This window comes from Streptomyces vinaceus (assembly GCF_008704935.1).
Taxonomy (GTDB): Bacteria; Actinomycetota; Actinomycetes; order Streptomycetales; family Streptomycetaceae; genus Streptomyces; species Streptomyces vinaceus.
This window is the reverse complement of the sequence record NZ_CP023692.1, coordinates 2185675-2199465: the sequence shown is the minus strand read 5'-3', so window position 1 is coordinate 2199465 and position 13791 is coordinate 2185675. Positions and strand designations below refer to the sequence as shown.

Here is a 13791-nt window from a genome sequence, read left to right as displayed (position 1 = left end):
ACGTGGCGTCAGTTGGACAGGGATCCGGCGGCGACGAGCCCGGGCTCCTCGGCCCCGGCGGCGGGGGCCGCGGGAGCCGCGGTGCGCGGCAGTACGGCGTAGAGCAGGCCCGAGGTGACGATGCCGGCGGCCCAGCCCAGGCCGTTGCGCCCGATCCAGGTGCCGGCGAGCGGCCCGCCGAACCAGTCGACCTTCGTGAAGAGCAGCCCCACGACCAGGGCGAGGCCCCAGGCGGTCATGGCCTGCCAGGCGTACCCGCCCCGGTACCAGTAGGCGCTGGTGCGGGTGGTGTCCAGCAGCGCCGCGCCGTCGTACGAGGTCCGGCGCAGCATGTCGACGCCGAAGACGCCGATCCACGCGGAGAAGGCCACGGCCAGCAGCGTCAGGAAGGAGATGAAGGAGCCGAAGAAGCTGGTCGCGACCACCATCAGCAGGAAGCCGAAGACGAGGCTGATGACGGCGTTGACGCTGACCGCCGCCGCGCGCGGGACCTTGATGCCGAGGGTCTGCGCCGTGAATCCGGCCGAGTACATGGACATCGAGTTGATCAGCAGCATGCCGACGAGCGCGATCAGCAGGTACGGCACCGCGATCCAGGCGGGCAGCAGGTTGCCGATGAAGGAGACCGGGTCCTGGGCCGTGGCCAGGTCCGGGGTGCCCACCGCCATGACGGCGCCCATCAGCACCATCGGGATCACCACGACGGCCGCGCCGCCGATCGTCGCGCCGACCATGCCCTTGGCGGAGGCCGTGCGCGGCAGGTAGCGGGTGAAGTCGGGGCCCGACGGGACCCAGCTGATGCCGCCCGCGGCGATGGTGCCGATGCCCGCGATCATCATCGCCGTCGAGCCGGCGGGCTTGTCGAAGACGGCGGACCAGTCGCTCTCCACGACCAGATAGCCGAGCACGAGCACGCTGAAGGCGCCGAAGAGGTACGTCGACCAGGTCGAGCACACGCGCAGCGCGCTGATGCCGAGGCCGGACACCAGGAAGGTGCAGCCGACGAAGAGCACCAGCGTCACCACGATCAGGGCGGTGTTCTTGCGCACCCCGAACAGCAGGTCCAGCACGGTGAGCATGGCGAAGGCGCCGCTGACCGCGTTGATGGTCTCCCAGCCCCAGCGGGCGACCCAGATCAGCGCGCCCGGGAAGAGGTTGCCGCGCTGGCCGAACACGGCGCGGGAGAGCGCCATGCCCGGGGCGCCGCCGCGCTTCCCGGCGATCGAGATCAGCCCGACGAGCCCGTACGAGACGACGGGCGCGGCGATCGCGACGACGAGCACCTGCCAGATGTTGAGCTTGTTGAAGATCACCAGACCGGCGCCCATGGTCAGCAGCAGCACGCTGATGTTGGCGGCGACCCAGGTGGGTACGAGCTCGCGGACCCGCCCGGTGCGCTCGCCCTCGGGGACGGGCTCCAGGCCGCGGGTCTCGACGGACGTCTCGGCGGACGGCTCGGCGGGCGTCGGGGCGGACGTCGCGTTCGGCGTCCGTATCGCGCCGTCGGCGGGCTCGGCAGGCATGCGGTACTCCGGTGGGCAGGGTGTACGGGTAAGTCGCCCATCATCGTAGATGTGCTGCGAAGTCCACAAATGGAGCCTTACGGCCCGGCCGGAACCGCAGGAGTCCGGGGTCCGGGGCCGCCGTGGCCGATACTGGACGGGTTATGGACATCCTCATCCTTGCTGTAGTCATCGCCCTGGTCGCGGTCGGCGCGATCAGCGGGCTCGTGGTCAGCAGCCGCAAGAAGAAGCAGCTGCCGCCCCCGGCACCGCCGAGCACGCCGACCATCACTGCCCCGCCCGCCGAACCGCAGGTGGGGGAGGACGCCGTAGAGACGGCGGAAGAGCCCCGCCGCACGATCGAGGAGGTCGTCCTCCCCGAAGCGGAGGCTGCGGCTCCCGAGGCACCCGCCGTCGTCGCCGAGCCCGAGGCACCGGCCGCCCCCGAGATCGAGGTGCCCGAGCCCACCGCCGGCCGCCTCGTCCGACTGCGCGCCCGCCTCGCCCGGTCGCAGAACTCGCTCGGCAAGGGGCTGCTCACGCTGCTCTCGCGGGAGCACCTCGACGAGGACACCTGGGAGGAGATCGAGGAGACCCTCCTGATCGCCGACGTCGGTGTCGTACCGACGCAGGAACTCGTGGACCGGCTCCGCGAGCGGGTCAAGGTGCTCGGCACCCGCACCCCCGCGGACCTGCGCACCCTGCTCAAGGAGGAGCTGCTGACCCTGGTCGGCACCGACTTCGACCGCGCCGTGAAGACGGAGAGCGGCACCGACACCCCGGGCGTCGTGATGGTCGTCGGCGTCAACGGCACTGGCAAGACCACCACCACCGGCAAGCTGGCCCGCGTGCTCGTCGCCGACGGCCGCTCCGTGGTGCTCGGCGCGGCCGACACCTTCCGCGCCGCCGCCGCCGACCAGCTCCAGACCTGGGGCGACCGCGTGGGCGCCCGTACGGTCCGCGGCCCCGAGGGCGGGGACCCGGCCTCGATCGCCTACGACGCGGTCAAGGAGGGCATCGCCGAGGGTGCCGACGTGGTGCTCATCGACACTGCCGGCCGCCTCCACACCAAGACCGGCCTCATGGACGAGCTCGGCAAGGTCAAGCGCGTCGTGGAGAAGCACGGCCCGCTGGACGAGGTCCTGCTCGTCCTCGACGCCACCACCGGTCAGAACGGCCTGACCCAGGCCCGCGTCTTCGCCGAGGTCGTGGACATCACCGGCATCGTGCTCACCAAGCTCGACGGCACCGCCAAGGGCGGCATCGTCGTCGCCGTCCAGCGCGAGCTCGGCGTCCCGGTCAAGCTCATCGGCCTCGGCGAGGGCGCCGACGACCTGGCCCCGTTCGAGCCGGAGGCGTTCGTGGACGCCCTGATCGGCGACTGAGCGAGTCCGTACGCACGACGGCGCCCCCGCGTTCCGGCCGGAACCCGGGGGCGCCGTCGTACGCACGGGCGCCGTCGTAAGGGCGCGTACTAGCGCCGCAGCCGGTGGCAGATGTACGCGAGGGTGCCGAGCAGCAGCCGGGCCTGCGGCGGGCCGCCCGCGGAGTCCAGGGCGGGCGGGCGCAGCCAGCCGACCGGGCCCAGCCCCGCGTGGTCGGAGGGCGGGGCCGTCAGGAAGGCCCCGGATCCCAGGGCGCGCAGGTCGAGGTCGGCGTCGTCCCAGCCCATCCGGTACAGCAGCTGCGGCAGCTCGGCGGCCGCGCCCGGGGCGACGAAGAACTGGGCCCGGCCGTCCGGGGTCGCGGTGACCGGCCCGAGCGGCAGGCCCATCCGCTCCAGCCGGACCAGCGCCCGGCGCCCGGCCTCCTGCGAGACCTCGATGACGTCGAAGGTGCGGCCGACGGGGAGCAGGACCGCCGCGCCGGGGTACCCGCTCCAGGCTTCGGTGACCTCGTCGAGGGTGGCGCCGGCCGGGACGGTCGGAGCGAGGGGCAGCGGATGCGCCCCCGGTGCGGTGCAATTCGTATGACCGCAGGAGCAGCCGCGGGCGGGGGCCGCGGCGCGGGCGCCGGGGACCACGTCCCAGCCCCATAGTCCGGTGTACTCCGCGACGGCCGTGCACTCCGACGTCCGGCCGCGGCGACGCGTGCCGGAACGGAACTCCTTGGTGCTGCGGCTGCCGCCGATCGTGAAGCCCATGCCCATGCTCCCTCCAACGGGTCGGACGCGCAGGTGGTTACGACGACGGCGGGACGGGATGCGGGGCCCGGGGCGAACCCGGTGCCCGGAGTGGCTGCCCGGCGCACTCCTCGCCGCGCGCGCCCCCGCCGCACTCCCGTCCATCCGATCGTTTTCGCCTCGGTGTCAAGTGAATCGCGCCTGGCGGGTGGCTAGTTCATTCAAAGGGGTGGCGAATGGTGGCGATTCTGGAATCAACCTCGCCGAGGGGGTGATCGTAGGATTACTTTCAGTGCACCAAACCCCGAAGGCGGGCCGTCCGTGGTTATGCCGGAGGCAACGTGTGGAGGACCTGTGAAGGTCCGTGGCGGCGCTCGCCGTTCCAGCCAGGGTTTCGTGTGAAGAGGCTGAGTGGATGGGGGCGTTCCAGTGAGCGGCAACGGCGCAAGCGGAACGAGCGCGGAGCCGGAGGTCCAGGGCTCCGCGGCCCGCAACGAGCAACTGACCTCCTGGTTCGTCCGCAGCGGCTGGTCGAAGGGCGAGCTCGCCCGCCAGGTGAACCGGCGCGCCCGGCAGATGGGCGCCCACCACATCAGCACCGACACCTCCCGGGTGCGCCGCTGGCTCGACGGCGAGCAGCCCCGCGAGCCCGTCCCGCGGATCCTGTCCGAGCTGTTCTCCGAGCGCTTCGGCTCCGTCGTCGCCATCGAGCAGCTCGGGCTGCGCACCGCCCACCAGACGCCCTCCGTCTCCGGCGTCGACCTGCCCTGGGCCGGGCCGCAGACCGTCGAACTGCTCGGTGAGTTCTCCCGCAGTGACCTGATGCTGGCCCGCCGGGGCTTCCTGGGGACCTCCCTCGCCCTCTCCGCCGGCCCCGCCCTCATCGAGCCCATGCAGCGCTGGCTCGTCCCGGTCACCGCCGCCGACCCGGGCCCCCGCGAGGCGGGCGCGCCCGGCGCCCTCAGCGGCCACCGCCCGCCCCGGCTCTCCGAACCGGAACTCGGCCTCCTCGAAGCCACCACCGTCATGTTCCGCCAGTGGGACGCCCAGTGCGGCGGCGGACTGCGCCGCAAGGCCGTCGTGGGCCAGCTGCACGAGGTCACCGACCTGCTCCAGGAGAACCATCCGGCCCCCGTCATGCGCCGCCTGTTCAAGGTCGCGGCGGAGCTCGCCGAACTGGCCGGCTGGATGAGCTACGACATCGGCCTGCACCCCACCGCGCAGAAGTACTTCGTCCTCGCGCTGCACGCCGCCAAGGAGGGCGGGGACAAGCCGCTCGGCTCGTACATCCTCTCCAGCATGAGCCGCCAGATGATCCACCTCGGCCGCCCCGAGGACGCCCTGGAACTCATCCACCTCGCGCAGTACGGCAGCCGCGACTGCGCCGGCCCGCGCACCCAGGCCATGCTGTATGCGATGGAGGCCCGCGCCTACGCCAACATGGGCCAGCCCAGCCGCTGCAAGCGCGCCGTCCGGATGGCCGAGGACACCTTCTCCGACGTCGACTTCGGCGGCGAGCCCGAGCCCGACTGGATCCGGTTCTTCTCCGAGGCCGAGCTCAACGGCGAGAACTCCCACTCGTACCGCGACCTGGCGTACGTGGCGGGGCGCAGCCCCATGTACGCCTCGCTCGCCGAACCCGTGATGCAGCGGGCCGTGGACCTCTTCGAGAAGGACGAGGAGCACCAGCGCTCCTACGGCCTCAACCTGATCGGCATGGCCACCGTGCACCTGCTCCGGCGCGAGCCCGAGCAGGCCGTCGTCCTCGTCGACCGCGCGCTGAAGGTGGCGCAAAAGGTGCGCTCGGAACGGGTCAACACGCGGATCCGCAAGACCGTCGACACTGCCGCCCGTGAGTACGGCGACGTCGCCGACGTGGTCCGGCTGACCGACGAGCTCGCCTCCCGGCTCCCCGAGGCCGCGGAGGCCGTCTGACGGCCCCGCGGCCGCCCCGAAGGCCCCGGCCGCGGCAGTCACCCCGTGAAGCCCGATCAGGCTCCCCCAGCCAGGTCTCCCGGGTACTGCCGCGGCCGGCTCGCGTCCCGGTCCCGTTCATGGACGCGTAACACAGCCGACCTCTTCGTCACGGCTGCGAAACACCCAGCGGCGCCGCCGGAAACCGGCCTGCGCGAATCTCAGGGCCAATAACCGGCCAGCCCCCAGGCCCCCACCCCCCGGCCTTACGCCTTGCGCCGCTCAGGTTTTCACGATCGCCCGCACGCGAACGTACCGACGACGAGGAGACGCCGATGGCATCAGCCATCACGACCCTCGCGGCAGACGCCCCGACGCTCTCTGCCGCGAACACCGGGTTCATGCTCATCTGCTCCGCCCTGGTCATGCTGATGACCCCGGGACTGGCCTTCTTCTACGGAGGCATGGTCCGCGTCAAGAGCAGCCTCAACATGCTCATGATGAGCTTCATCAGCCTCGGGATCGTCACGATCCTGTGGGTCCTCTACGGCTTCAGCCTCGCCTTCGGCACCGACTCCGGCAGCCTCATCGGCTGGTCCTCCGACTACGTCGGCCTCAGCGGCATCGGCATCACCGAGCTGTGGGACGGGTACACGATCCCGGTCTACGTCTTCGCCGTCTTCCAGCTGATGTTCGCCGTCATCACCCCCGCCCTGATCAGCGGCGCCCTGGCCGACCGCGTGAAGTTCAGCGCCTGGGCCCTGTTCAGCGCCCTGTGGGTCACCGTCGTCTACTTCCCCGTCGCCCACTGGGTCTGGGGCGCCGGCGGCTGGCTCTTCGAGCTCGGCGTCATCGACTTCGCCGGCGGCACCGCCGTCCACATCAACGCCGGCGCCGCGGCCCTCGGCGTCATCCTGGTCATCGGCAAGCGCGTCGGCTTCAAGCGCGACCCCATGCGCCCGCACAGCCTCCCGCTCGTGATGCTCGGCGCCGGTCTGCTCTGGTTCGGCTGGTTCGGCTTCAACGCCGGCTCCTGGCTCGGCAACGACGACGGCGTGGGCGCGGTCATGTTCGTCAACACCCAGGTCGCCACCGCCGCCGCCATGCTCGCCTGGCTCGCGTACGAGAAGCTGCGCCACGGCTCCTTCACCACCCTCGGCGCCGCCTCCGGCGCGGTCGCGGGCCTCGTCGCCATCACCCCCTCCGGCGGCTCCTGCTCCCCGCTCGGCGCGATCGCCATCGGCGCCATCGCCGGTCTCGTCTGCGCCATGGCCGTCGGCCTCAAGTACAAGTTCGGCTACGACGACTCCCTCGACGTCGTCGGCGTCCACCTCGTCGGCGGGGTCATCGGCTCGCTCCTCGTGGGCTTCTTCGCCACCGGCGGGGTCCAGTCCGACGCGGCCGGCCTCTTCTACGGCGGCGGCCTGGAACAGCTCGGCAAGCAGGCCATCGGGGTCTTCTCCGTCCTCGCCTACTCTCTCGTCGTGTCCGCGGTCCTCGCCTTCCTCCTGGACAAGACGATCGGGATGCGGGTCACCGAGGACGACGAGGTCTCCGGCATCGACCAGGTCGAGCACGCCGAGACCGCATACGACTTCAGCGGAGCCGGCGGCGGAGCCTCCTCCCGGAGCACCGCCGCCCACGCCCCCGCTGCCGCCGCGAGCAAGAAGGTTGACGCATGAAGCTGATCACCGCGATCGTCAAGCCGCACCGGCTCGACGAGATCAAGGACGCCCTCCAGCGGTTCGGGGTCCAGGGGCTGACCGTCTCCGAGGCCAGCGGGTACGGCCGCCAGCGCGGCCACACCGAGGTCTACCGCGGCGCCGAGTACACCGTGGACCTCGTACCGAAGATCCGCATCGAGGTGGTCGTCGAGGACGACGACGCCGAATCGGTCATGGACGTCCTGGTCCAGGGCGCCCGTACCGGAAAGATCGGCGACGGCAAGGTCTGGAGCGTCCCCGTGGACGCGATCATCCGCGTCCGCACCGGCGAGCGCGGCGCGGAAGCGCTGTAGGCGACGGGAGCTCCTGGGTGACGAGCGTCGAAGAGACCATGACGGGTGATTCCGACGAACCGTCCGCCCCGGTACCCGGCGGGTACGCCGCGGCCCGGCTGCGACTCCTCCAGGAGGAGTCGCGGTCCGGGCCTTCGCGGCGTTCCGCGCTGGCGGGGCTGACCGACGGCTGGCTGAACGCCCTGTTCACCACGGCCCTGCGGGAGAGCGGCGTACGGGGGGCCGCCCTCGTCGCCGTCGGCGGCTACGGGCGCGCCGAACTCTCCCCCCGCAGCGACCTCGACCTGCTGCTGCTCCACGACGGCAAGGCCGAGCCGCGGGCACTGAGCGCGCTGGCCGACCGCGTCTGGTACCCCGTGTGGGACCTGGGCGTGGCCCTCGACCACTCGGTGCGCACCCCGGCCGAGGCCCGCAAGACCGCCGCCGAGGACCTCAAGGTGCACCTGGGGCTGCTGGACGCGCGGCCCGTCGCCGGAGACGCGGGCCTGCTCGCGGGCCTGCGCACCTCGGTGCTGGCCGACTGGCGCAACCAGGCCGCCAAGCGGCTCCCGCAGCTGCACGAGCTGTGCCGGGAGCGCGCCGAGCGGGCCGGGGAGCTGCGCTTCCTGCTGGAACCCGACCTCAAGGAGGCCCGCGGCGGGCTCCGCGACGCCACCGCGCTGCGGGCGGTCGCCGCGTCCTGGCTGGCCGACGCCCCGCGCGAGGGGCTGGCCGAGGCCCGGCGGCGGCTGCTGGACGCGCGGGACGCCCTGCACCTGGTCACCGGCCGGGCCACCGACCGGCTCGCGCTCCAGGAACAGGACCAGGTCGCCGCCCGGCTGGGCCTGCTCGACGCGGACGCCCTGCTGCGCGAGGTCTACGAGGCCGCCCGGGTCATCGCCTACGCCGGCGACGTGACCTGGCGCGAGGTCGGACGGGTCCTGCGGGCCCGGGCGGCCCGGCCCAGGCTGCGCGGGCTGCTGGGCACGCGCGGGGCCACGGCCGAGCGGGCTCCGCTCGCCGAGGGGGTCGTGGAGTCCGACGGCGAGGCCGTCCTGGCGCTGGCCGCCCGGCCCGACCGGGATCCGGTGCTCGCGCTGCGCTTCGGGGCGGCGGCCGCGCAGGCCGGTCTGCCCGTCTCGCTGCACGCCGTACGACGGATCGCGGCGCAGGCGAAGCCGCTGCCCGTGCCGTGGCCGGCCGAGGCCCGGGAGCAGCTGCTGACCCTGCTGGGGGCGGGGGAGCCGACGGTCGCGGTCTGGGAGGCCCTGGAGGCCGAGGGGCTGATCACGCGGCTGCTGCCCGACTGGGAGCGCGTCCGGTGCCGGCCGCAGCGCAATCCCGTGCACACCTGGACCGTGGACCGGCACCTGGTGGAGACGGCGGTACGGGCCTCCGCCCTGACCCGCCGGGTCGGCCGGCCCGACCTGCTGCTGATGGCCGCGCTGCTTCACGACATCGGCAAGGGCTGGCCGGGGGACCACTCGGTGGCGGGGGAGACCATCGCCCACGACGTGGCCGTACGCGTGGGCTTCGACGAGCGGGACGCCGCCGTGCTCGGCGTGCTCGTACGGCACCACCTGCTGCTGATCGAGACCGCGACGCGGCGCGACCTCGACGACCCGGCGACGGTCCGCGCCGTCGCCGAGGCCGTGGGATCGACCGGCACCCTGGAGATCCTGCACGCGCTGACCGAGGCGGACGCGCTGGCCACCGGTCCGGCCGCGTGGAGCACCTGGCGGGGCTCGCTGGTGGCGGACCTGGTGGCCCGGGTCGCCTCCGTGCTGCGGGGGGCGCCGCCGGTCCCGGCGGAGCAGGCCATCCCCACGACCGAACAGGAGCGCCTCGCCGTGGAGGCGCTGCGCACCGGGGAGCCGGTCCTGGCGCTGCACGCGCGCCCGGAGGAGGACGACGCCGTCGGCGTCGAGCTGGTCGTGGCGGTCCCGGACCAGCCGGGGGTCCTCCCGGCGGTGGCCGGCGTACTGGCCCTGCACCGGCTGACGGTCCGGGCCGCGGACCTGCGCTCGCTGGAGCTGGCGGACCTGGCCGGCGAGGTACTGGTCCTGCGGTGGAGGGTGGCCGCGGAGTACGGGTCACTGCCGGAGGCGGCGCGGCTGCGCACGGACCTGATCCGGGCGCTGGACGGCTCGCTGGACGTCCCGGCGAAGCTGGCCGACCGCGAGGCGGCGTACCCGCGGCGGCGCGGGGTGGTCCCGCCGCCGCCCCGGATCACCGTGGTCCCGGAGGTCTCCTCGCTGGCGACGGTCCTGGAGGTGCGGGCCCCGGACGCGGTGGGCCTCCTGCACCGGATCGGGCGCGCGCTGGAGGCCCGCGGAGTACGGGTGCGCAGCGCGCACGTCTCGACGCTGGGCGCCAACGCGGTCGACTCCCTGTACGTGGTCGACCCCGACGGCAAACCGCTGCCGCCCGCCGCGGCCACGGCCCTGGCCGCCGCGCTGGAGGCCGCCCTGCGCTGACCCGAAGGCCCCGCCCTGTCCGGGAACGGGCGGGTCCCCGGACAGGGGGAGGGCCCGATACCCTGGGGGGCGACCACACGCCCCCGACCCGAGGAATCGCGACCACCGTGTTCGATACGCTTTCCGACCGCCTCAGCGCGACCTTCAAGTCCCTCCGGGGCAAGGGCCGCCTCTCCGAGCAGGACATCGACGCTGCGGCGCGGGAAATCCGTATCGCCCTCCTTGAGGCCGACGTCGCCCTCCCCGTCGTCCGCTCCTTCATCGCCAACGTCAAGGAGCGCGCCCGCGGCGAAGAGGTCTCCAAGGCCCTGAACCCGGGCCAGCAGGTCCTCAAGATCGTCAACGACGAGCTCGTCTCGATCCTCGGCGGCGAGACCCGGCGGCTGCGCTTCGCCAAGACCGCGCCCACCGTGATCATGCTCGCCGGCCTCCAGGGTGCCGGTAAGACCACCCTCGCCGGAAAGCTCGGCCTCTGGCTCAAGGGCCAGGGCCACTCCCCGCTGCTCGTCGCCTGCGACCTCCAGCGCCCCAACGCCGTCAACCAGCTCAGCGTCGTCGCCGAGCGCGCCGGCGTCGCGGTCTACGCGCCCGCCCCCGGCAACGGCGTCGGCGACCCGGTGCAGGTGGCCAAGGACTCCATCGAGTACGCCCGCACCAAGCAGTACGACATCGTCATCGTCGACACCGCCGGCCGCCTCGGCATCGACGCCGAGCTGATGCAGCAGGCCGCCGACATCCGCGACGCCGTCAGCCCCGACGAGATCCTCTTCGTCGTCGACGCCATGATCGGCCAGGACGCGGTCAACACCGCCGAGGCCTTCCGCGACGGCGTCGGCTTCGACGGCGTCGTGCTCTCCAAGCTCGACGGCGACGCGCGGGGCGGTGCCGCGCTCTCCATCGCGCACGTCACCGGCAAGCAGATCATGTTCGCCTCGAACGGCGAGAAGCTGGACGAGTTCGACGCCTTCCACCCCGACCGCATGGCGGGCCGGATCCTCGACATGGGTGACATGCTCACCCTCATCGAGCAGGCCGAGAAGACCTTCAGCCAGGCCGAGGCCGAGAAGATGGCGGCCAAGCTCCAGAAGGGCCCGAAGGAGTTCACGCTCGACGACTTCCTGGCCCAGATGGAGCAGGTCCGCAAGATGGGCTCCATCTCCAAGCTGCTCGGCATGCTCCCCGGCATGGGGCAGATCAAGGACCAGATCAACAACATCGACGAGCGCGACGTCGACCGCACCGCCGCGATCATCAAGTCGATGACCCCGGCCGAGCGCCAGGACCCGCACATCATCAACGGCTCGCGCCGCGCCCGTATCGCCAAGGGCTCCGGCGTCGAGGTCAGCGCCGTCAAGAACCTCGTCGAGCGCTTCTTCGAGGCCCGCAAGATGATGTCCCGCATGGCCCAGGGCGGCGGCATGCCCGGCATGCCGGGCATCCCCGGGATGGGCGGCGGCCCCGGCCGGCAGAAGAAGCAGATCAAGCAGGCCAAGGGCAAGCGCAAGAGCGGCAACCCGATGAAGCGCAAGGAAGAGGAGGCGGCGGCCGCCGCCCGCCGCGAGCAGGGCCCGCAGAGCGCCCCGCCCGCGACCGGCAGCCCCTTCGGCCTTCCCGCCGGCGGTGGCCAGGGCGGCCAGGACTTCGACCTTCCGGACGAGTTCAAGAAGTTCATGAAGTAAGCGCGGTCCGTCCGCGAGGGGCCCTGACCGGATCATGCGGTCAGGGCCCCTTCGCGTACCTCCTGGAGGCGCCGAGGTGCGATTTGTCCCTTATGGTCGGCCACGAGGACGGCAGTAAGGAGGCCACGTGCCCAGCCCCACCCCCGTACCGCCTCGCGACCGCGCCGACACGCCCTGGCGCTCCGAGGGCGCGCCGACGCCGCCGCCCAAGAGGAAGATGCCCGGGGGCTGGCGCGGACTCGTCCTCGCCGCACTGATCGTCTTCCTGCTCGCCAACGTGGCCCTGTCCTACTTCAACCAGGGCGACGAGCCGACCGTCTCGTACACCGAGTTCAGCAAACAGGTCGCCGACGGCAACGTCTCGAAGATCTACTCCAAGGGCGACGCCATCCAGGGCGAGCTGAAGAACAAACAGCCGCTCCCCGACGGCGACAAGGGCGACTACACCAAGTTCGTCACCCAGCGGCCGGCCTTCGCCGACGACGACCTGTGGGCCAACCTCAGCAAGCACAACGTCGTCGTCACGGCCTCCCCGGTCGTCGTCCAGCGCAGCTTCCTGGCCAATCTGCTGATCTCGCTCGCCCCCATGCTGCTGCTGGTCCTCCTGTGGGTGTTCATCGCCCGCCGGATGGGCTCGGCCATGGGCGGCGTCGGCGGCCTCGGCCGCAAACAGCCGCCCAAACCCGTGGAACTGGAAGGCGGCAAGCGCACCACCTTCGCCGACGTGGCCGGCATCGACGAGGTCAAGGGCGAACTCAACGACGTCGTCGACTTCCTCAAGAACCCCGGGCAGTACCGGGCCCTCGGAGCCCGGATGCCCGGCGGGGTCCTGCTCGCCGGACCGCCCGGCACGGGCAAGACCCTGCTGGCGCGGGCGGTCGCGGGAGAGGCCGGGGTGCCCTTCTTCTCCGCCTCCGCCTCCGAGTTCATCGAGATGATCGTCGGCGTCGGCGCCTCCCGGGTCCGCGAACTCTTCTCCGAGGCGCGCAAGGTGGCCCCCTCCATCGTCTTCATCGACGAGATCGACACCATCGGCCGGGCCCGCGGGGGCGGCGCCGCCATGGGCGGCCACGACGAGCGCGAACAGACCCTGAACCAGATCCTGACCGAGATGGACGGGTTCTCCGGCTCCGAGGGCGTCGTCGTCCTCGCCGCCACCAACCGCCCCGACGTCCTCGACCCCGCACTCACCCGCCCCGGCCGCTTCGACCGCACCGTCTCCGTCTCACCCCCCGACCGGGCCGGCCGCGAGGCCATCCTGCGCATCCACACCCGGGACATCCCCCTCGCCGCCGACGCCGACCTCGACCAGGTGGCCCGCACCACCCCCGGCATGACGGGCGCCGACCTCGCCAACCTGGCCAACGAAGCCGCCCTCCTCGCCGTCAGGCGCAAGCAGACCCAGGTCACCCAGGCCGACTTCATGGACGCCCTGGAGAAGGTCCAGCTCGGCGCGGCCCGGTCGCTGGTCATGCCGGAGGAGGAACGCCGCCGCACGGCCTACCACGAGAGCGGCCACGCCCTGCTCGGCATGCTCCAGCCCGGCGCCGACCCCGTCCGCAAGATCACGATCGTGCCGCGCGGCCGGGCGCTCGGCGTCACCCTCTCCACCCCCGACGCCGACCGCTACTCCTACACGCAGGACTACCTCCGCGGCCGCATCATCGGAGCCCTCGGCGGCATGGCAGCCGAACACGTCGTCTTCGACGTCATCACCACGGGCGCCGAGAACGACCTGGAACAGGTCACCAACCTCGCCCGCGGCATGGTCGGCCGCTGGGGCATGAGCGAGCGCGTCGGCCGCCTCACCGCGATCCCGGCCGACGCGCAGAGCCCGTACGGGCTGCTCGCGGCCCCCGCCACCCTCGACACGGTGGACCACGAGATGCGCCGCATCGTCGACGAGTGCTACGCGGAGGCCTGCCGGCTGCTGCGCGAACACCGGCCGAAACTCGACGCGCTGACCGAGGCCCTGCTGGCGAACGAGACCCTGGACGAGCCGGCCGCCTACGAGGCCGCGGGCATCCCCCGCCTCTCGAAGGAGGCGAAGTAGCGGGCTCCGAGGAGACCGGGCGGCGGGCGGAGCCGCCGCCCGCGCCCG

At 72.6% G+C, this 13791-nt stretch carries 9 protein-coding genes; 7 read left to right on the top strand and 2 right to left on the bottom strand.

Annotated elements, in window-relative coordinates; genetic code table 11:
- Nucleotides 1-8: 8 nt before the first annotated feature.
- Complete coding sequence (locus CP980_RS09500; RefSeq protein ID WP_150527977.1) at nt 9-1523, bottom strand: cytosine permease; 1515 nt, start codon at nt 1521-1523, stop codon at nt 9-11.
- A 143-nt stretch (nt 1524-1666) separates the two neighbouring features.
- Here CP980_RS09500 and ftsY point away from each other — a divergent pair, with 143 nt between their 5' ends.
- The gene (ftsY, locus tag CP980_RS09495; RefSeq protein ID WP_150527976.1) at nt 1667-2887 is read left to right on the top strand and encodes a signal recognition particle-docking protein FtsY; all 1221 of its coding nucleotides are present in this window, start codon (nt 1667-1669) and stop codon (nt 2885-2887) included.
- 89 nt (nt 2888-2976) lie between these two features.
- Here the strand turns inward: ftsY and CP980_RS09490 are convergent, their stop codons facing one another.
- A complete protein-coding gene (locus CP980_RS09490) occupies nt 2977-3645 on the bottom strand; it encodes a bifunctional DNA primase/polymerase (protein ID WP_150527975.1) in 669 nt (222 codons plus the stop codon).
- Between the two features lie 408 nt (nt 3646-4053).
- On the opposite strand from CP980_RS09490, the gene nsdA reads away from it, so the two are divergent.
- The 6 genes from nsdA to ftsH all read left to right on the top strand — a co-directional run bounded on the left by nsdA (nt 4054) and on the right by ftsH (nt 13743).
- Nucleotides 4054-5559, top strand: a complete 1506-nt coding sequence (nsdA, locus tag CP980_RS09485; RefSeq protein ID WP_373312823.1) for a transcriptional repressor NsdA — start codon at nt 4054-4056, stop codon at nt 5557-5559.
- Between the two features lie 314 nt (nt 5560-5873).
- Entirely contained in the window at nt 5874-7220 is a 1347-nt protein-coding gene (locus CP980_RS09480) for an ammonium transporter (protein WP_030859871.1), read from the top strand.
- The gene (locus tag CP980_RS09475) at nt 7217-7555 is read left to right on the top strand and encodes a P-II family nitrogen regulator (protein WP_099889273.1); all 339 of its coding nucleotides are present in this window, start codon (nt 7217-7219) and stop codon (nt 7553-7555) included. The genes CP980_RS09480 and CP980_RS09475 overlap by 4 nt, the downstream gene beginning before the upstream one ends.
- Before the next feature lie 38 nt (nt 7556-7593).
- Nucleotides 7594-10011, top strand: a complete 2418-nt coding sequence (locus CP980_RS09470) for a [protein-PII] uridylyltransferase (protein ID WP_150530184.1) — start codon at nt 7594-7596, stop codon at nt 10009-10011.
- A gap of 107 nt (nt 10012-10118) precedes the next feature.
- On the top strand, nt 10119-11690 hold the full coding sequence (gene ffh, locus CP980_RS09465) for a signal recognition particle protein (RefSeq protein ID WP_132757056.1): 1572 nt from the start codon (nt 10119-10121) through the stop codon (nt 11688-11690).
- Nucleotides 11691-11817: 127 nt separating this feature from the next.
- Nucleotides 11818-13743 (top strand): ATP-dependent zinc metalloprotease FtsH, encoded by a 1926-nt coding sequence (gene ftsH / locus CP980_RS09460; RefSeq protein WP_132757058.1) that lies wholly within the window; start codon nt 11818-11820, stop codon nt 13741-13743.
- The last annotated feature ends 48 nt before the right edge of the window (nt 13744-13791 follow it).

Bases quoted from the DNA above. Each gene is read 5' to 3' on its own strand.
- CP980_RS09475 (WP_099889273.1), top strand. From the start codon at position 7,217: ATGAAGCTGATCACCGCGATCGTCAAGCCGCACCGGCTCGACGAGATC.
- CP980_RS09480 (WP_030859871.1), top strand. From the start codon at position 5,874: ATGGCATCAGCCATCACGACCCTCGCGGCAGACGCCCCGACGCTCTCT.
- ftsY (WP_150527976.1), top strand. From the start codon at position 1,667: ATGGACATCCTCATCCTTGCTGTAGTCATCGCCCTGGTCGCGGTCGGC.
- CP980_RS09470 (WP_150530184.1), top strand. From the start codon at position 7,594: ATGACGGGTGATTCCGACGAACCGTCCGCCCCGGTACCCGGCGGGTAC.
- CP980_RS09490 (WP_150527975.1), bottom strand. From the start codon at position 3,645: ATGGGCTTCACGATCGGCGGCAGCCGCAGCACCAAGGAGTTCCGTTCC.
- CP980_RS09500 (WP_150527977.1), bottom strand. From the start codon at position 1,523: ATGCCTGCCGAGCCCGCCGACGGCGCGATACGGACGCCGAACGCGACG.